The sequence below is a fragment of the Sphingobium sp. L-44 genome (genome assembly GCF_056859495.1).
Genome location: NZ_JBSXOQ010000088.1, coordinates 1 through 17,459, shown reverse-complemented (window position 1 = coordinate 17,459; position 17,459 = coordinate 1). Strand labels below are relative to the sequence as shown.

Annotated in this window: 17 protein-coding genes; 3 read left to right on the top strand and 14 right to left on the bottom strand. The window is 65.3% G+C overall.

Annotated features, from left to right (window positions below; translation table 11 throughout):
- Positions 1-7 precede the first annotated feature (7 nt).
- From AC13EK_RS11440 to cyoA, 7 genes are read right to left on the bottom strand one after another with little or no spacing between them, the layout of a single operon-like run.
- The gene (locus tag AC13EK_RS11440) at positions 8-541 is read right to left on the bottom strand and encodes a response regulator transcription factor (protein ID WP_017499774.1); all 534 of its coding nucleotides are present in this window, start codon (positions 539-541) and stop codon (positions 8-10) included.
- On the bottom strand, positions 531-1,865 hold the full coding sequence (locus AC13EK_RS11435) for an ATP-binding protein (RefSeq protein ID WP_069335547.1): 1,335 nt from the start codon (positions 1,863-1,865) through the stop codon (positions 531-533). Before AC13EK_RS11435 ends, AC13EK_RS11440 begins: the two co-directional genes overlap by 11 nt.
- Entirely contained in the window at positions 1,862-2,587 is a 726-nt protein-coding gene (locus AC13EK_RS11430) for an SURF1 family protein (RefSeq protein ID WP_069335546.1), read from the bottom strand. The genes AC13EK_RS11435 and AC13EK_RS11430 overlap by 4 nt, the downstream gene beginning before the upstream one ends.
- On the bottom strand, positions 2,584-3,000 hold the full coding sequence (gene cyoD / locus AC13EK_RS11425) for a cytochrome o ubiquinol oxidase subunit IV (RefSeq protein WP_017499771.1): 417 nt from the start codon (positions 2,998-3,000) through the stop codon (positions 2,584-2,586). The genes AC13EK_RS11430 and cyoD overlap by 4 nt, the downstream gene beginning before the upstream one ends.
- Positions 2,997-3,620 carry a cytochrome o ubiquinol oxidase subunit III gene (gene cyoC / locus AC13EK_RS11420; protein WP_004207842.1) on the bottom strand — a complete coding sequence of 208 codons (624 nt, stop codon included), beginning with the start codon at positions 3,618-3,620 and terminating at the stop codon, positions 2,997-2,999. The genes cyoD and cyoC overlap by 4 nt, the downstream gene beginning before the upstream one ends.
- Positions 3,621-3,625: 5 nt before the next feature.
- A complete protein-coding gene (gene cyoB, locus AC13EK_RS11415) occupies positions 3,626-5,626 on the bottom strand; it encodes a cytochrome o ubiquinol oxidase subunit I (RefSeq protein WP_004207841.1) in 2,001 nt (666 codons plus the stop codon).
- Positions 5,627-5,631: 5 nt separating this feature from the next.
- Positions 5,632-6,747 (bottom strand): ubiquinol oxidase subunit II, encoded by a 1,116-nt coding sequence (gene cyoA / locus AC13EK_RS11410; RefSeq protein ID WP_026108879.1) that lies wholly within the window; start codon positions 6,745-6,747, stop codon positions 5,632-5,634.
- A 187-nt stretch (positions 6,748-6,934) separates the two neighbouring features.
- On the opposite strand from cyoA, the gene AC13EK_RS11405 reads away from it, so the two are divergent.
- Entirely contained in the window at positions 6,935-8,266 is a 1,332-nt protein-coding gene (locus AC13EK_RS11405) for an MFS transporter (RefSeq protein WP_069335545.1), read from the top strand.
- A gap of 48 nt (positions 8,267-8,314) precedes the next feature.
- Here the strand turns inward: AC13EK_RS11405 and AC13EK_RS11400 are convergent, their stop codons facing one another.
- The 4 genes from AC13EK_RS11400 to AC13EK_RS11385 form a co-directional block, all read right to left on the bottom strand.
- Positions 8,315-9,178: a glycosyltransferase gene (locus AC13EK_RS11400; RefSeq protein ID WP_069335544.1), complete on the bottom strand. Its 864-nt coding sequence runs from the start codon at positions 9,176-9,178 to the stop codon at positions 8,315-8,317.
- 7 nt (positions 9,179-9,185) lie between these two features.
- Positions 9,186-10,457: an ammonium transporter gene (locus AC13EK_RS11395; protein WP_483022203.1), complete on the bottom strand. Its 1,272-nt coding sequence runs from the start codon at positions 10,455-10,457 to the stop codon at positions 9,186-9,188.
- A 105-nt stretch (positions 10,458-10,562) separates the two neighbouring features.
- A complete protein-coding gene (locus AC13EK_RS11390; protein ID WP_069335542.1) occupies positions 10,563-11,294 on the bottom strand; it encodes a GIN domain-containing protein in 732 nt (243 codons plus the stop codon).
- The gene (locus AC13EK_RS11385) at positions 11,246-12,040 is read right to left on the bottom strand and encodes a head GIN domain-containing protein (protein ID WP_069335541.1); all 795 of its coding nucleotides are present in this window, start codon (positions 12,038-12,040) and stop codon (positions 11,246-11,248) included. The genes AC13EK_RS11390 and AC13EK_RS11385 overlap by 49 nt, the downstream gene beginning before the upstream one ends.
- 108 nt (positions 12,041-12,148) lie before the next feature.
- On the opposite strand from AC13EK_RS11385, the gene AC13EK_RS11380 reads away from it, so the two are divergent.
- Together AC13EK_RS11380 and AC13EK_RS11375 are read left to right on the top strand one after the other, a co-directional pair.
- On the top strand, positions 12,149-13,747 hold the full coding sequence (locus AC13EK_RS11380) for a M28 family metallopeptidase (RefSeq protein WP_069335540.1): 1,599 nt from the start codon (positions 12,149-12,151) through the stop codon (positions 13,745-13,747).
- Positions 13,748-13,791: 44 nt separating this feature from the next.
- Positions 13,792-14,103 carry a hypothetical protein gene (locus tag AC13EK_RS11375; RefSeq protein WP_069335539.1) on the top strand — a complete coding sequence of 104 codons (312 nt, stop codon included), beginning with the start codon at positions 13,792-13,794 and terminating at the stop codon, positions 14,101-14,103.
- Between the two features lie 55 nt (positions 14,104-14,158).
- Here the strand turns inward: AC13EK_RS11375 and AC13EK_RS11370 are convergent, their stop codons facing one another.
- The 3 genes from AC13EK_RS11370 to AC13EK_RS11360 form a co-directional block, all read right to left on the bottom strand.
- Positions 14,159-15,268 (bottom strand): calcium-binding protein, encoded by a 1,110-nt coding sequence (locus tag AC13EK_RS11370; RefSeq protein ID WP_069335538.1) that lies wholly within the window; start codon positions 15,266-15,268, stop codon positions 14,159-14,161.
- Positions 15,269-15,434: 166 nt separating this feature from the next.
- On the bottom strand, positions 15,435-16,106 hold the full coding sequence (locus AC13EK_RS11365) for a hypothetical protein (protein ID WP_139149896.1): 672 nt from the start codon (positions 16,104-16,106) through the stop codon (positions 15,435-15,437).
- A gap of 159 nt (positions 16,107-16,265) precedes the next feature.
- Positions 16,266-16,931 carry a hypothetical protein gene (locus tag AC13EK_RS11360; protein ID WP_277788074.1) on the bottom strand — a complete coding sequence of 222 codons (666 nt, stop codon included), beginning with the start codon at positions 16,929-16,931 and terminating at the stop codon, positions 16,266-16,268.
- Positions 16,932-17,459 lie beyond the last annotated feature (528 nt).

The window sequence follows — 17,459 nt, the reverse complement described above, 5'->3', positions numbered from 1 at the left end:
CGCGAAATTAGCCGACCTGGCGTTTCGCCAGCTTGCGGGCGAGGGTGCGGCGATGCATCCCCAGACGCCGGGCGGTTTCGGAGATGTTGAAGTCGCAATCCTTCAGCACTTCATGGATATGTTCCCATTCCAGCGTCTTGATCGATGTCGGGCGCGGCGCCAGCGGCGCGGCGGGGTCGCCGCCCGAGCGGGCAAAGGCGGCCTCGATATCGTCGGTGTTGGATGGTTTTGCCAGATAGTTGGTCGCGCCAAGCTTGATCGCCTCGACCGCAGTGGCAATGCTGGCAAAGCCGGTCAGCACCACGATCAGCATGTCGGGATCATGGGCGTGCAGCGTCTGGACGCAGACCAGGCCCGATTCCGGGCCGAGCTTCAGGTCGACCACGGCATAGCCGGGGCGGTTGCCCTTGAGCACCTCCTCCAGCGCGCCATGGCTGGCGGCAGTCAGCACGTCATAGCCGCGCCGCTCGAACGAACGTTTGAGGGTCTTTGCAAAGGCCTCGTCATCCTCGACGATCACCAGCAGCCGTTCAGCCGTCATCTTCGCTGTCACTTTCCTCTTCCAGTGCGACCGTATCGAGCGGCAGGCGCAGCAGGATCAGCGCGCCGCCATCGGCGCCATTGCTGGCCGATACGCTGCCGCCCAGCTTGCGCACGACATTGACCACAAGGAAAAGGCCGAGGCCATGGCCTTCCTTGCCCTTGCTGGATCGGTAGGGCTTGCCGAAATCCTCCAGCATCGCCTGCGAAAAGCCGCTGCCATTGTCGCGCACGGCGATGTTGAGCGAGGCGCTGTCGCGTCCGACGAGCAGGTCGATATAGGTGGCGCCGGCCTCGCGCGCATTGTCGAGCAGATTGCCGACCGCCTGGCGGATCACCGGGTCGGCGATGATGCGCGGATAGTCATGCGGACCGAAGTCGCAGCGCAGCGGCATACCCGGATTGGCGCGGCGCCATTCGGCGGCAATGCCCTCGATGAAGTCGCGCACATTGGTGACGGCCGGTGCCTCGCCGCGCGCCTCGCCCGAGGAGAGGAGAATGCCGGTGACGATCGCCTTGCAGCGCAGGACTGCGCTCTGCATCTCGCCCACTTCCTCGACCAGGGCGGGATGCTCGGTGATTTCGGGCATGCGGCGCCAGTCGCCCAGCACCACGGCGAGCTGGGCGAGGGGGGTGCCCAGTTCATGTGCGGCGCCTGAGGCGAGCAGACCCATGCGGACGATATGTTCTTCCTCAGCCGCATGCTGGCGCATGCTGGCCAGATAGGCTTCGCGCGCCTGAAGGTTGCGGTTGATCCGGGTGATGAACAGCACCAGCAGCACCGCGATCATGGTGAAGCAGATCCAGGTGCCGATGATGTGCAGGTCGAACAGCCGGCCCGCCAGCCGGTCGCTCAGGTCGAGCGGGCGATAGTCGAGCGCCAGCAGGCCGGCGCACAGCGCCGAAACGGCAGTGATGCCCCAGGCGCTCGCCCGGTCGAGCAGCAGCACGCCAAGCGCAACCTGGAGCAGATAGAGCGAGACGAAGGGATTGGTCGCGCCGCCCGACAGATAGAGCTGGGCGGTCAGCAGCAGCACGTCGAACAATAGCGACACCGACAGTTCGGCGCGGGTGATGTCGGTCCGGGGGCGCAGCGCCGCGAAGCTGGCGGCGTTGACCAGCACGGCGACGGCCGCGACCAGCAGCATCGGGGCGAGCGGCAGGCGCACCCCCATCAGGAACTGGACGATCAGGATCGTCACCAGCTGCCCGGCGATCGCGATCCAGCGCAGCTGGATCAGCAGCGCCATATTCTTGCGACCGGCGGCATCGGCGGGCCACTGGCTGGGCAGCCAGCGGCGCCTGACGGCTTGGGGCTCGCTCATTCCGCGCTGTCTTCTGGATCCCGACGCATGAGGAAGATGTAGGCGCCTGCGACCATCGCCGCCAGTATGAACCAGGTGATGGCATATTGGAGATGGTTGTTGGGGAAGCGGACGACGGTCAGGCCGCCGACCGGCGCGGTGTCGGGCGCGCAATTGGCGCCGGCATCGACGAAATAGTCCGCGACCGGCGGGGCGACATGCTGCGCGGCGGCGATCGCGGCGACATCGCGCGAATACCAGCGGCCGGCGGCGGGATCATTGCTGCGCAGGAAACCACCCTTGGGCTCGGTCAGGCGCAGCAGGCCGACGATCTGGACCGTGCCTTGGGGGCGGCTGTAGCGGGTGCGATTGTCCTGCGGCACGAAGCCGCGATTGACCATCAGGGTGAAGCCGGCGTCGGTCACCAGCGGCGTCATCACCCAGAAACCGGGGCCGCGCACGGTGACGGCCTGGGTCAGCACCGCCTTGTCATGCAGGAAATGGCCCGATGCGGTGACGCGGCGATATTCGTCGTCGCTGGTAATGCTGCGGGGGGCGGGGACGGGCGCGGCATGGATGCGGGCGTCGACCCGTGCGATCAGGTCGCGCTTCCAGGCGAGGCGATAGACTTGCCAGCTGCCGAGCGCGCAAAGACCGGAAAACAGGATGAGGGCGATCAGCGTCAGGCCGATCGTAAAGCGCGGGGAGCGCCGGCGGCGCCCCCCGATCTTCGCGGATGTCACGGCATCTCGCTCATATTGTGCATCGCCGACATGTCGGCGTGCGGCATCATGTTCGCGTTGAGGTGGAACATGACCCACATCGAACCCGACAGCACGATGACGACCAGGACGATGGTCAGCATCATCGCCATGAACGACCAGCCGCCTTCGACGCGGGTGTTCATGTGCAGGAAGTAGATCATGTGGACGATCACCTGCACCGCAGCGAAGGCCATGATGACGATGCCGGTCAGCTGGGGATTGCCCAGCACGCCCGACATCACCAGCCAGAAGGGAATGGCCGTCAGGATCACCGACAGGCCAAAGCCGATCATGTAGCTGCCGAAGCTGCCATGCGATCCTTCTTCATGATGGTCATCGTGATGATCGTGCCCATGTCCGTGGGCGTCGTGGCTATGGACAGCGTCGCTCACCGCAGGACTCCCATCAGATAGACAAAGGTGAAGACGCCGATCCAGATGACGTCGAGGAAGTGCCAGAACATCGACAGGCACATCAGGCGACGCTTGTTGGCCGGGATCAGACCCTTCTTGGCCACCTGCACCATCAGCGTGATCAGCCAGATCGAGCCGAAGGTGACGTGCAGGCCGTGGGTGCCGACCAGGGTGAAGAAGGCCGACAGGAAGGCCGAACGCCACGGACCCGCACCTTCATGGATGAGGTGCGAGAATTCGTAGAGTTCGATGAACAGGAACGCCCCGCCGAACAGGAGGGTGACGAACAGCCAGCCCTGGGTGGCGCTGATCCGGTTCTTTTCCATCGCCAGCATGGCGAAGCCGTAGGTGATCGACGAGAAGAGCAGCATCGCGGTGTTGAGCGCGATGAGCGGCAGGTCGAACAGATCCTTCGGGCCGGGGCCGCCGGCGAAGCTGCCGCCGAGCACGGCATAGGTGGCGAACAGGATGGCGAAGATGAGGCAGTCGCTCATCAGGTACATCCAGAAGCCCAGCATGGTGCTGTGGCCTTCGTGGAGGTGCGGCTCCTCGGGCAAATGATATGCCCGAGGTTCCGTGGTTGCAGTTGCGCTGCTCATGTCAGTCAGACTCCAGCGGCGAGGATTCGCGTGCGCTCTTCCTCGGTGCGCGTCACATCCTCGACGGGGATGTAGAAGTCGCGCTTGTAGTTGAAGGTGTGGCCGATGGCGACCGCGACGATGCCGATGAAGCTGAGGCCCGCGAGCCACCAGATGTACCAGATCAGTGCGAAGCCGCAGAGCGTCGACAGGGCGGCAAGGATGACGCCGGCGCCGGTGCTGCTGGGCATGTGGATCGCCTGATAGCCGGTCAGCGGACGCTGATAGCCATTCTTCTTCATGTCCGCCCAGCTGTCGGCGTCATAGACGACCGGCGTGAAGGCGAAATTATACTCCGGCGGCGGCGAGCTGGTCGCCCATTCCAGGGTACGGCCATCCCACGGATCGCCTTCGACCTTCAGTTCGTCGCGCTTCCAGATGGAGATGGCGAACTGGAGCAGCATCGCACCAATGCCGGCCGCGACGATGGCGGCGCCGATCGCGGCGATGACGAAGTAGATCTGCAGCGACGGATCGTCGAACACGCGCATGCGGCGGGTCACGCCCATCAGGCCCATGATGTACAGCGGGGTGAAGGCGAGCCAGAAGCCGACCTGCCAGCACCAGAAGCTGACCTTGCCCCAGAAGACGTTCAGCTTGAAGCCGAAGGCCTTGGGCCACCAGTAGTTGATCGCCGCGAACAGGCCGAACAGCACGCCGCCGATGATCACGTTATGGAAGTGCGCGATCAGGAACAGCGAGTTGTGCAGCACGAAGTCCGCCGGCGGAACGGCGAGCAGGACGCCGGTCATGCCGCCGACCGTGAAGGTCAGCATGAAGGCGACGGTCCACATCATCGGCAGCTCGAAACGGATCTTGCCGCGATACATGGTGAAGAGCCAGTTGAAGAGCTTCGCACCCGTCGGGATCGAGATGATCATCGTCGTGATGCCGAAGAAGCTGTTGACGCTGGCGCCCGAGCCCATGGTGAAGAAGTGGTGCAGCCACACGAGGTAGGAGAGCACCATGATGCAGCAGGTCGCGTAGACCATCGAGGTGTAGCCGAACAGGCGCTTGCCCGAGAAGGTCGAGGTGACTTCCGAGAAGACGCCAAACAGCGGCAGGATGAGGATGTAGACTTCCGGGTGACCCCAGATCCAGATCAGGTTCACGTACATCATCGGGTTGCCGCCGAAGTCGTTCGTGAAGAAGTTGGTGCCGGCATAGCGGTCGAGCGACAGCAGGACCAGCGTGGCGGTCAGGATCGGGAAGGAAGCGACGATCAGGATGTTCGCGCAGAGCGAGGTCCAGGTGAACACCGGCATCTTCATGAGGGACATGCCCGGCGCGCGCATCTTCACGATGGTCGCGATCAGGTTGATGCCCGACAATGTCGTGCCGACGCCTGCCACCTGCAGGGCCCAGATATAATAGTCGACACCCGTGGCCGGGCTATAGTCGATCCCCGAGAGCGGCGGATAGGCGAGCCAGCCGGTCTGGGCGAATTCGCCCAGGAACAGCGAGGCCATCACCAGCACCGCGCCGCCCGTGGTCATCCAGAACGAGAAATTGTTCAGGAAGGGGAAGCTGACGTCGCGGGCGCCGATCTGCAGCGGGACGATATAGTTCATCAAACCAGTGATGAACGGCATCGCCACGAAGAAGATCATGATCACGCCGTGCGCCGTGAACACCTGGTCATAATGATGGGCGTTGAGGTAACCCTCGGACCCGTTGAAGGCGAGAGCCTGCTGGAGGCGCATCATGACGGCGTCGGCAAAGCCGCGCAGGAACATGATGAGGCCGAGCACCATGTACATGATGCCGATCTTCTTGTGGTCCACGCTGGTGAACCATTCCTTCCAGAGATAGCCCCAGAGCTTGAAATAGGTCAGCGCCGCAACGACGGCCGCGCCGCCCAGCACCACCGCGCAGAATGTCGCGACGACGATGGGTTCATGCCATGGGAACGCGTCCCATGTCAGACGACCGAAGATCATCTGTGCTGTTGTGAGTGTACCGGTCATGTCTCTTACCGATGCTGCGCGTGCGCGTCAGCGCCGCTGTGAGAGGAGTGATCGGCCGGGGCCTTTTCGGCACCGGGCGCATCGGGGGCGGTTTCCTTGCCCTCGTTGCGATCGGTCTGGTCGATCACATGGCTGTTGGGGAAGTCGTACTGGAGGCCTTCGGTCTCCTTGGCCGACTCCTTGCCCGCGCCGCCCATCTGGTTGATGTGCATCAGCTCGCCCATGCAACGCTGGCCGGGCTTGGGGCAGAGATTGACGACCGCGTCGAACAGCTTGGCATCGGCGGCCGAGAAATAGGCGACGGGCGCCTTTTCGCTGGGCTTGGCCAGGTTCAGATAGACATTGCGGTCGAGCGACGCATTGCTGGCCTTCACCTTGGCGACCCAGGCGTCGAAGCCGGCCTGGTCCAGCGCCTTGTAGCCGAAGCGCATGTGGGTGAAGCCCGCGCCCGAATAGTTGGCGGAGAAGCCGGTGCCGGTGACCGGCTTGTTGGCCACGGCGTGGAGCTGCGTCTTCATGCCGGGCATCGCATAGATCTGGCCGGCGAGTTCAGGGATATAGAAGCTGTTCATCACGGTCGAGGCAGTGATGTCGAAACGGACCGGAACATTGGTCGGCAACGCCATTTCGTTGACGGTGGCGATACCCTGTTCGGGATAGATGAAGAGCCATTTCCAGTCGAGCGCCACGACCTGAACGACCAGCGGCTTGACCTTGGGATCGATCGCGGTCTGCGCGTCGATGCGGTCGAGCGGACGATAGGGGTCCAGCTTGTGCGTGCTCACCCAGGTCAGCGCGCCCAGGCAGATGATGATGAGGAGCGGGGCCGACCAGATCAGCAGCTCCAGCTTGGTGGAATGATCCCAGTCGGGGTCATATTCCTTTTCGACCGCCTTGTTCGCGGCGCGGTAACGCCAGGCGAAATAGACGACCAGTGCCATGACGGGGATGACAATGAGGAGCATCAGCGCGGTCGAGATCAGGATCAGATCGCGCTGCTGCACCGCAATGTCGCCCGACGGGTTCATCACGACCCAGTTGCAGCCCGCCAGCGGCGCCGCAAGGATCGCGGAGGACCAGCGCAGAAGCCGGCTCCAGTTGGGTGAGAGAGGGTGTGACATGGCGCGCGGTTACCGATTCCGCACGCCATGCGATAGTGGGCAATTTGTCCAATTATGTGCGGACGCAAAAAATGTTTCACATGTGGGATACTGCTTAGACTCTGTGGGTTTTCTGTTATGTTGCCATTCTCTGGCCGTCGGGAGACCCAAAACAGGCACCGTCGGCCCAGCCAGGGAGCGGATGCCTATGACTTCACAGGCCATTGCCTTCACCTCCAGTTCGCTTGAGGATGATGCGCGCAAAATCAATGCACGCGACCACAGCATTGCACCGGGAGACATCTCCATTGGTGTGATCATTGGCCGCACCTCCGAATTTTTCGACTTCTTCGTTTACGCCATTGCTTCGGTTATCGTTTTTCCGAACCTGGTCTTTCCCTATGTCGATGCCCTGACGGGCACGCTCTATTCCTTCGCGATCTTCGCCGTCGCCTTCATCACGCGTCCGATCGGGTCGCTGATCTTCATGGCGATCGACCGGCGCTATGGCCGCGGGACCAAATTGACGGCGGCCCTGTTCCTGCTGGGCGGGTCGACCGCGGCGATCGCCTTTATGCCCGGTTATGCGACGATTGGCCACTATGCCGCTGTCGTTCTGGTGATCCTGCGCGCGGCGCAGGGCATTGCGCTGGGCGGGACATGGGATGGCCTGGCGTCGTTGCTGTCGCTCAACGCGCCGCCGCACCAGCGTGGCTGGTATGCGATGGTGCCGCAGCTCGGCGCGCCGCTGGCGCTGCTGGTGGCGAGCGGTCTGTTCGCCTTCTTCCTGCTGACGCTGTCGGAAGCGGACTTCCTCGACTGGGGCTGGCGCTATCCCTTCTTCGTCGCCTTCGCGATCAACGTCGTGGCGCTGTTTGCCCGGCTGCGCATCGTGGTGACGCATGAGTTCGAGCGTCTGTTCGAGCAGAAGGATCTGGTGCCGTCGCAGGTGTTGCCGACGGTCAAGGCGGAAGGGCGCAACATCATCATCGGTGCGTTCGCGCCGCTGGCGAGCTTTGCCCTGTTCCACATGGTTACGGTGTTTCCGCTCAGCTGGGTGGTGCTGTTCACCGATCAGCCGATCGATCGCTTCCTGGTGATCGAGATGATCGGCGCATCGGTCGGCCTGCTGGCGATCGTGGTGTCGGGCTTCATCGCCGACCAGATTGGTCGTCGCTCGCTGCTCGGCTGGTCGGCTCTGGGCATCGCGATCTTCGCGGTGGTGGCGCCGCTGCTGCTCAATGGCGGGGATCTGGGCGAGGTCGCCTTCATGATCCTGGGCTTCATGCTGCTGGGCCTGGCGTTCGGCCAGTCGTCGGGTGTGGTGGCCTCCAACTTCGCGACCGAGGCGCGCTATACCGGTTCGGCGCTGACGTCGGATCTGGCCTGGCTGGTCGGTGCCGGCTTCGCGCCGCTGCTGGCGCTGCTGCTGTCGGTGAAGTTCGGTCTGGCCGCATCGGGCATCTACCTGCTGTCGGGCGCGGTCGCGACGATGGTGGCGCTCTACGTCAACAAGGAGCTGGCGGCGCGGGATCGCTGATCCTGGCCGACGGCCTTGCAAAATGGGAAGCGTGATCGGCCCGGCCGGTCACGCTTTTTTTGTCGCTGCGACCCGTGCTTTCATCCGGGCGAGGCCCTTGCGGTCGAACCAGCCGATCGGGCCGGGACGGGGGCGCCAGCGCGGCAGCCAGTTGGGATAGAGGCTGACCAGTTCGCGCGGCAGGCCGGCGGGGCCGACCCGGCTCATGATGTCGGAGACGATGCGGTTTTGATAATAGCGGACCGAATAGTTGATCAGCCGCTTGTAATGCATCCGCCAGGTGAGCGGCCGGGTGAGGCCGACCGGTTCGCAGGCGAAGCCGGCGCCTTCGCAGGCCAGCACCCGCTCCAATTGCCAGTCGGCATCGCTTGCCAGATCGGTATGCGCCCAGGAGGCGACCAGCCCGTCATCGCCGACCAGATCGTCGGGCAGGCGCAGGCCGCTCGCGCGGATGGCGGCGACGAAGCGGCCGGACAGGGCATAGAGATCGCCGAAGATGCCGCGCTCGATCCGCAGGTTGCGGCGATAGGTTTCCACTTCCCGGCCATTGACCGGCATGCCGGCAGCGGCGTTGGCCTGGGGGTGGGCGGCAAGGTCTGCCACCAGCGCGTCGATCGATCCGGCCGCGATCTGGGCATCGCCGTCGAGGAAGATGACGGCATCCTCCGTGCCGGTGAGCAGGTGATGGACGAAATGGTTCCAGGTGCGCGACTTGCCGCCAGCGGTGATGTCATGGACGATCACATGGGCGCGGCCGGCGGCGGCGGCGCGGGCACGCGCCACGGTGCGGTCGGTGGTGCCGTTCACCAGCACATGGAAGATGGTGTCCGGGCGGTCGAGCGGCAGCGAGCCGAGGCAGCCGGCGATCCGGCGTTCCTCCTGATGGGCGAAGATGGCGACGGCGACGGCCATGGCGGGATCAGCGGAAGTCCCAGCCCTGCTGGCCATGCTCGACGGCGTCCGGGCCATCGGCTTCGGCCTGGGGCGTGGCGCGCAGCGGCACCAGGATCGAGACGATCAGCGCGGCGATGGCGGTGCCGACCAGCGCCCAGAGTGCAATCACGACCAGGCCGATCGCCTGGGCGAGCAGGCTGGCGGTGGGGGTGATGCCGGCGTCGAACCCGACCCCGCCGAGCAGCGGCAGGACGAACAGCGGAAGCAGCAGCGCGCCGGTCGCGCCGCCCAGGCCATGGATGGCGAAGATATGGGCGGGATCGTCGATCCAGGCGCTGGCGAAGCCGGCGCCGATGCGGGCGATGATCGCTGCGGCGAGGCCGATCAGCATCGCCCCGCCGGTGCCGACCAGGGCGGCCGATGCGGAAATGGCGGCGAGGCCGGCAATGGCGCCGGACAGCAGGCCGGTGGCGCTGGCATGGGCGCCGAGCAGCCGGTCGACCAGTGCCCAGCCGAGACTGGCGGCGCAGGCGGCGAAGAAGAGGTTGAGGATGGCGGTGGCGGCATCGTCGGTGGCGCCCAGCGCCCAGCCGCCGACCGCACCGGCATAGCCGACCCAGAAGAGCGCACCGCCGGCGATGGCGAGGATATGGGCATGGCCGCCACCCTGGGCATCGCGGGGGCGCCCGGCGACGAGGGCCAGGGCAAGGGCGGAAAAGCCGGCCAGGACATGGACGACCAGGCCGCCGGCAAAGTCCATCGCGCCAAGCTGGGCCAGCCAGCCGCCGCCCCACATCCAGTGGGTGATCGGGGCGAAGACCAGCAGCAGCCAGAGCGGCGCGAAGGCGGCAACCCAGCCAAGGCGGGCGCGGCCGGCGATCGCGCCGACGGATATCGCCCCAGCCAGCACGGCAAAGCCCATCTGGAACAGGACGAAGGCGGATTCGGGCACGGTGAGGCCGTCGCGCAGCGGGGCGAGATTGGCGAGCAGCAGATTGCTGCCGCCGCCCAGCCATTCGCTGCCCGGCGCATAGGCAAGGCTGTAGCCGGCAATACCCCAGCCGAGCAGGATCGTCGCGCCAGCGACCAGCGTCTGGGCCATCGCGGCAAGCCCGTGGCGGACATTGGCAAGCCCCGCATGACGCAGCATCAGGCCCGGCAGCGCGGCAAGCAGCAGCAACAGGGCGCAGGCGATCATCCAGCCGGTGTCGCCGCTGTCGGGCGCCGCCACCTGGGCCGCAGCCGGCTGGGCCAGCAACAGGGCGGCAAGGACGGGCAGGGCGAGGGCTGGGCGCATGGAGGAAGGTCCGGTTGGGGTCAGGTCGCCCTGACTAGCGCGGGCAGGGTAAAGACTTCCATAAGCATGGCAATGTTCCGGCAGGTTGATCCGCCGCCGCGCCGGTCAGAAGCCCTCGGTGCCGCACTGGATGCGGCCGGTGCCTTGATTTTCGACGGTGCAGATCGGCCGGCCGGTGACGCTGACATCGCCTGATCCGGTCGAGCGGATGCTGACCGGGCCGTTGGCGGTGAGGGCGACATTGCCCGAGCCGTCGTTGAGGATCGCGGCCTGGCGCGCGACCAGATGGTCGGCGACGATCGCGCCGGGGCCGCTGATGCGCAGATTGGCGACGCCGGCGGTGCCGGCGAGCGTGGTGCGGCCACCGCCGGCGAGCGTGACCTGGAGATTGTCGAGCTGGAGCGAGGTGACGCTGACATCGCCATTGCCGCCCTGGACGATCTCGCCATTGAGGCCCTTCATCGCGCTGACCGCGACGGCGCCGCCGCCGGTCAGGACGACGCGGTTCACTTCGCCGGTGGAGAGGCGGATGGTCGCGGGGCCAAGACCCTTTTCACCCGGTTCGGGCCGCTCCATCGAGATGATGGCGAGCCGGCCCGAGACATCGACGCGCAGCCGGTCGAGCGCGCGCTGGTCCCCCTCCGCCCGCGCCGAGACGCCGGTGCCGGTGGTGATGATGACCGTGACCGGCGCATCGACGCGGATCTGGTCGAAGCTGGTGATGGTATAGCCGCGGGTGGCGGCGCCGGCGGGGGAAGCCCCGACCAGTGCCGCCGCCGCTGCCAGCATCAGGGGCCGCAATGCGCCTCGCCCGGTCCCATCGTGTTTGTCGTGCATTGCGCCTTGCCCTTCACCTTGACGTCGCCGGTGCCCATGATCTTGATAGCGACCGGACCGTCGGAGGCAAAGTCCATGTCGCCGGTGCCCATGACTTCGGCAGCGGCACGGCCGAGCTTCAGCCCGGCGGCGTCGATGTCGCCGGTGCCGGTGATCGACAATTCGCCCTGATCGGCGGTGCCGGCGAGGGTGATGCTGCCCGATCCGGTGATTTCCGCCTTGAGGCTGCCAAGCTTCACCTGGCTGATGTCGAGATCGCCCGAGCCGGTGAGCGAGAGGGCGAGTTCGGTCCCTTCCGCCTTGTCGAGGGTGAAGTCGCCCGAGCCGGTGACGTCGATCGCGCGGATCGCGGGCAGGGTGACATGGATGGTCGCGCCCTTGCCGCCGTCGACCTTGTTCCACATGCCTTCGGACTTGCGGCCGATCTGGAGCGTGTCGGCCTTCACTCGGATGTCGAGCAGGGCGACCGACTTGGGATCGCCATCGGCGGTGACCGAGAATTTGGGGCCGATGGTGACGACGACATTGTCAGGTCCGGTCACGTCGATGCGGCTGAACTGGCTGAGCTTTGCCCAGTCCTGCGGGGTGCTGGCGGCGGCCGGGGAGTCGCCGTTGCCGCCGCCGGACTGATGGTCGTTGCCGCGCGAGCAGGCGCTGGTGGCAAGGCCGATGGCGAGCAGGGTGGCGAGGGTCAGGTGACGGGGCAGGTGGTGGGACAGGGGCAGGCGCGGCATCATTATCTCCATGCTGTATTATCTCCACAATACACTCTTGCCGTGGCGGTTCCAAGCCCCCTTGTTCGTCGGGCAGGATAAGGCATGATATCTGCAGGATAAAAGAAGGGTATTCCACCGATGCGCAAGCTGTTTTCCGCCCTGCCGCTGGTCGCGATGATGGGAGCGGCGGCCAGCGCCGCGCCGGCTGAGGATGATCTGGCGGCGCGCGGCGCGACATGGTGGCGCCATGTCCAGATATTGGCGGCGGACGACATGCAGGGGCGCGGCACCGGCACGCCGGGCTATGACAAGGCGGCCGACTATGTGATCGGCCAGTTTCAGGCATTGGGGCTGAAACCCGCCGGGGTCGAGGGCTATAAGCAGCCGATCGCCTTTGTCGAGCAGACGGTGCTGTCGGGCGAGAGCAGGGCGAGCCTGGTCGGCGCTAGTGGCGAGACGGCGTTGTCGGTGCCGGGCGACATCATCTTTTCCGGCAGCGGCGGTCCGGTGCCCGGCGCGATCGACGCGCCGATGGTGTTTGCCGGCTATGGCCTGCATCTGCCCGAAGTGGGCCATGACGATTTTGCCGGGCTGGACCTTAAGGGCAAGATCGTGGTGGTCGTTTCGGGCGGGCCGGCGGAGATCAGCGGCGCGCTCAAATCCCATGCCCGATCGGAACGGGGCCACTGGCTGGCGGCGCAGGGGGCGGTCGGCATGATCAGCCTGGTGACGCCGGGGCAGGTCGAGATCCCCTGGGACCGGCGCAAGGCGCTGGCGAGCGCGCCGGCGGTCTATTATGAGGATGTGGCGATGCGCGACACGCAGACGCCCTTCCTCAATGCCCAGTTCGACCCGGCCCGGTCGGCCGACCTGTTCGCCGGCAGCGGCCAGGATTTCGCCGCGATCGCGGCGGCCGCCGATGCGTCGAAGCCGGTCGCCAGCTTCCCGCTGACGCTGCGGCTCAAGGCGGCGGTCGCGGCCAAGCGGGTGGCCTTGTCCTCGCCCAATCTGGTGGCGGTGATGCCGGGCAGCGACCCCAAGCTGGCCAAGGACTATGTCGTGCTGTCGGCGCATCTGGACGGCTATGGCGTCGGCACGCCGATCAAGAGCGACGCCATCTATAATGGCGCGCTGGACAATGCGTCGGGCGTCGCCAGCCTGATCGAGATCGCCAAGGCGTTGAAGGCTGGCAAGGTGAAGCCGAAACGCTCCATCCTGTTCACCATCGTCACCGGCGAGGAAAAGGGCCTGCTGGGATCGCGCTATTTCGCGCGGCGGCCGACCGTGCCGAGCAAGAGCATCGTCGCCGACCTCAATTTCGACATGGCGCTGCCGATCTTCAAGCTGACCAGCGTGACCCCGGTCGGCTATGACCAGAGCAGCCTGGGCCAGGATGCGGCGGCGGTGAGCGACGCGATGGGCCTGCCGATCACGCCCGATCCCTTCCCCGACCGCAACGTCTTCATCCGGTCCGACCAATATGCCTTCATCCGCGAGGGGATACCGGCGCTGTTCTTCAAATATGGCTTCAAGGCCGGAACGCCGGAAGCGACGGTGGAGAAGGCCTGGCGCGCGAACATCTATCATTCGCCCTTCGACGACGCGAACCAGCCGGTGATGCCGGCCGAGACGGCGAAGCTGAACGATTATGTGACCGCGGTGACGCTGCGTGTCGCCAATGCGGACACGCGGCCGAGCTGGAACAGCGACAGCTTCTTCAAGCGGTTCGTAAAATAGGTGGTTCGTGAAATAGGGCGCAGGGCGAGCGGCGGAGAACGATCATGAACCAGGCCAGGCGCATGCTGACCGGATGCGGGCTGGTGCTGGGGGCGGCGGGCTTTTTCCTGCTGGGCATAGGGGTGTCGCAGCGCGCGGCGCATCGGCAGGAGGCGGCGCCTTCTGCCATGTCGTCGGGCGCGCCGGCATCGCCGCCATCGGGCAGGCGGATATTCTCTCCCTCGATCGTGGGAGACCCCTATGTTTTGCAGCAATGGAAGGAGGCCGTCGAGAAGATGGAGCGGCGCTGCCGGGAGGCGAAGTTATTTTGCGCCGAAGCCAAAGCTGCCAGGGAACAGATGGACGAAATCCGATAATCGATTGGTTATGGGTTTGGCCTTCGCTGGCGGGTGCGCCTTCGCGACGCCGGCTTCATCCAATGACGATGTCGCTGGCGTAAAGCTGGATGCCGACGTTGAACTGAATTTGGGCAATCAGCGTGGCGGGGGCCGCGCCGCTGCCATCGGGATCGAAGAACAGCATCCTGCTGTCCTGCGCATAGAGGAATCGATCATTGGCATCGATTGCCACGCCGGTGGCATTGCTGGAAAAATTGCTGTCGTCCACGCTGGTCAGGCCACCCACGGCGCGGCCGGCCACGACCAGCCGATCCACGCCCTGTTCGAAATCGCGGACGGTATCGCCGCCTTCGGCCAGGTCGCGCCAGACAAAGCGATCCTTGCCGGCGCCGCCGAGCAGGCGATCGGCGCCGAGGCCGCCATAGAGCCGGTCGTCGCCCCATTCGCCCCACAGGATATCGGCGCCGTCGTCGCCGAACATTATGTCCGCGTCCGACCCGCCATAGAGTATGTCATCGCCGGCATCGCCATGGATGCGATCATCGCCGTTGCCACCCGAGAGCGTATCGCGATCATCGCCGCCATATAGGCGATCGGCACCGTCGGCGCCGACAATGTCGTCCGCGCCGGCGCCGCCAAGGATGAGATCCGTGCCCGCGCCGCCATCCAGACTGTCGCCGCCGCCCCGGCCGAACAGCACGTCGTCGCCGCCATCGCCCCTGAAATCGTCGTGCATGTCGCCGCCGATCAGCCTGTCCCTGCCATCGCCGGCCCGGATGATCGCCTCGCGAGGGCCGAGCAGGACATAATCGTCGCCCGTGCCCAGATAGGCGATCAGCACTTCGATGCCGTGGATCGTGACCAGGGTGCGGGGGGCCGTGCCGTCGCCCGCATCGGCGGTGATGCGTTCGAAATTGGGCAGGATCTTCAGCTTCTGCGTCATTTCGCTGAGGTAGAGATAAGCGAGGTCGGTGCCCTCGCCACCGTCGATCCGGCTGCCGAACACGTCCGAATAGCGGCTGGCAATGCCGAGATGGATGCGGTCTCCACCCGATCCGCCGAGCAGCACGTCCCGGCCGCCGCGGCCGTAGAGAATGTCATTGCCGCCGCGCCCGACGATCCGGTCGCGACCGGTGGTGCCGCTCAGAATATTGTTATTCTTGGTTCCATAGCGATTGGCCATGACGGTCGATCCTTCTCCAGTCCCATATTGGCGCGAGACCGATGACGGGACGGCGGATTTGTACGCGCGATATTATATCGATCCGCCGGGCTTGGAAAGCATGGCGGCCAATTGCGCAGGGCTTGCCCTATGGTGCTGGCGTGGTCTGGCGTGGCCGGTCGCATCCTCAGGATGGCGGGGCGCTGGCGCCCCGCGCCGCCATCGACAGGCGATAGAGCGCCTCGCCAACATAACCGCGCAGGCTGATCTTCGAGAAATTGACCGTGGCGTCGGCGGGCATGCAGGCCGAAACCATCGGCGTGACGGCGGCGAAGGCGGCGCTTTCGTCCGGTCCGCCGATCGGCGAGAGGATGAGCGCGCGCGCTTCGAGCGGGCCGTGGCGGACGGCGCAGTCGGCCAGGCGGCGCAGGGTTGCCCGTGCGGATGCCGCTTCGTCCGTGGGCGCGCCTGGTTGCGCATAATCGATCGGCGGCACGGACGTGAAATCGGACACGCCCTGACGCGCGAAGGCGACGCGATACATCGCCTCATAAGCGGCGGCGCGATAGAGGGCTTCCTGAAATTGCATCTGACCGCTGATCAGGCAGTCCTCCGTCGCCAGCCGCGCGCCCATTGTCTGGGCCTCGACCGATTCCGGCATGGTGTCGAGATAGCGTTCCACGCCATGGCGCCAACGCCGGACCGTGCAGGCGGCGAAATCCTGCATGATATGGCGCTTTTCGGCGATGCCGAGCGTCTTTCCCGCCGGGATGTTGGCAGCCCGATGGTCGATGATGCTGCCGGTCTGGGCCAGCGCCGACGTCGTGAAAAAGACGATCACCAAAGCGGAATAACGCAAAATATTGTCCCCCTTCCGGATGGATTCAGAACCAATGGTGGGAGACGCCCTCTGTGGCCCAGCGGAACATTTCCTTGTGGCGCCTATGCACTGGCTTGCCGGAATGGCAAGGCGCGATCGGAACCACTGCCGATTTTGCGACGCCGCGGTCTGGTGCGCTCAGCGCCGGGGCCTGCAATTGCCGACGCGGGTGCCGGTGATCGACATGAGAAATTCTGCGTCGCCGCCCATGGGGCTGCCCAGATCGCGGGCGGGCGCGCTATTGACCTCGAACAGGCGGATGTTGCGTTTTATCTCGACACTGCGCGGGCCGATTTCGCCTTCCAGCTTGCCCTGCATCCGCACCCCCGGCCCGAGCCAGCAGCGCTGATTGCCGTGTATGGCGGCACCGTCGCCGTCCAGTTTCCATTGCCGGCAATAGCTGGACGTGCCGGGGCCGGCGAAACTGTCGTCCAGCATGGTTTCGATCGTCGCGTCGATCGTGCCGTCGGGGATGCACAGGTTCCAGGTGCGGATCGGCAGGGTGCGGGCGCTGAAATCGCGGATCACGGTCTGGTGCTGGCTGAACGCCCATTGGCCCGCGAGGATCGGGTTGGGGCGGCCAGTGACGATGATCGGCGGCCCTTTTGGCGGGGCGGGCGGTTGGTCGGGCGGGGTCGGGGACGGGGCGGCTGGAGGCGGGCCGGCCATGGCGGCGACGGCGGCCGGCGCGGGCACCGGCACGACCTCATCCTCGAAACTGGCGATCTTGGCGTTGATGCAGGCCTTGCCACCGGCCGGATCGCTGACGCCTTCGCGCACGCAGGCGCTGAGCATCGCGCACATGATCCGGTCGATCCGGGCATCGCCGCTGGAACGGGTGATGACGCATTGGCGCTAGGAGAAAAATGCAACCACTTCGCTAATGATACCGCTGTTCAGAACCATCTTGATTACCGGCAGCCCTACGAAAAAATATGTCGCTATCTATAGAGCCGATGAAGGGGCTTTCGACCTCCATAACACGACGCCGGTTATGAAAGCTCCAATGGCGTAGGCGAGCGGCAAAAGCATTAGAAAGCGCCAGCCCTGCGAACAGCCAGCCAGAAAAACAATCCGCTCTCTAAAACCGAGAATGCCAAAAAGACCGGGGCTAAGTTCTTCCGAACTAGCCACTGATTTAGGCGGTCTTCCGCAGAACCCGGTTTGGCGATCCACCCCATGACGAAAAGCCTGTTAGCGTCCGCGCTCGTGGTGTAATTTCCGGTGTAGATTGAGGTGATCGCATGGGGTTGGGCATGCCCAACCCCATGCGATTTCGAACTCGGTGGCCACCGGGCTCATCGGTAAGGTGGAGTTACCACACGTCACACG